Source organism: Oleiphilus sp. HI0125 (assembly GCF_001635355.1).
The window spans coordinates 1-1,192 of sequence record NZ_LWGF01000813.1 but is presented as its reverse complement, the minus strand read 5'-3'; the positions used below and the strand labels follow the sequence as shown (position 1 = coordinate 1,192).

Here is a 1,192-nt window from a genome sequence, read left to right as displayed (position 1 = left end):
GACGTCTGCACCGGGGTGAATCTCTTCACCTCGATGCTCATCAAAAGCTTTGGCTTTGAGGATGTTGCGCGCTACTTTTATCCCGTTGACCAAGGTCTTAATGTCTTTCTCTTGGGTCAGGAAGTTGAAATCGATCTTGATTGGCGTTCGTGGATCAGCAGATCGTAAACTGACAGTGCCGCGACTTTCCGGACGTAAAACACAGACGTGCAAGGTGTATCCATGCTGGCTGAGTAAGCGTAAGTCACGCCCGCAATCATCAAACAATAAAGGCACAAAGTGCATTTGAATATCAGGTACTTCAACTTCTGGGCTAGATTTCAAAANCGCACCAGCCTGTGTGATTGAATTAGCTAGGTTCCCTTTCTTAGAACCAAAATACTTAAAGACGTCGGGAAGCATTTTTAACAGGCCGCTTGGCGTCGTGGAGAACCCGTCTTTTTTCTTGCTCTTCACTAATACGCAAGCATCAACATGTTCTTGCAAGTTTTTACCGACACCTGGAAGGTCATGTACAACTGGGATGTCATGCTGAGCTAACTCTTCTTTATCGCCAACTCCAGAGAGCATAAGAGTCTGTGGTGAATTGAACGCACCGCCGCACAACAATACTTCCTTGTTGGCTTTCACTTCATGACTCACACCATTTTTCGTATACGCGACACCTACTGCAGTTTTGCCTTCGAAGAGGATCTTATCGACAAAGGCCTCACATTCCACAGATAGGTTATTTCGATGAAGTGCCGGTTTTAAGTAGGCACGTGAGACGCCACAACGTTCACCATCCTTGATCGTAAATTGGTAATAGCCCGCCCCTTCAAATTGTGGTCCATTGAAGTCATCGGTAATCGGATAGCCCGCTTGTTCAGCGCCATTTATAAAACAGTCATTTAGCGGGTAGGCACTGTGAGTATTCGATACATATAATGGGCCTTTGTCGCCATGGTAGGCATCGCCGCCGCGCTCATTGGTCTCTGATTTTTTGAAGTAGGGCAACATATTGTCAAAGCCCCATCCCGGATTTCCTTGGCTTTCCCAGTGATCATAATCAGAGCGATGTCCTCGAATATATACCATCGCATTCACTGCACTGCTGCCGCCCAGTGTTTTGCCGCGAGGACAAAAAACAGGTTTACCATGTCGAATGTCCGGAACTGGCTCAGAGTCGTATAGCCAGTTATATTTGCGGCTA

At 46.8% G+C, this 1,192-nt stretch carries 1 protein-coding gene; it reads right to left on the bottom strand.

Annotated elements, in window-relative coordinates:
• The coding region (locus tag A3762_RS13190) for a GMC family oxidoreductase (protein ID WP_068756002.1) at window positions 1-1,192 on the bottom strand (1,192 nt) is incomplete at both ends.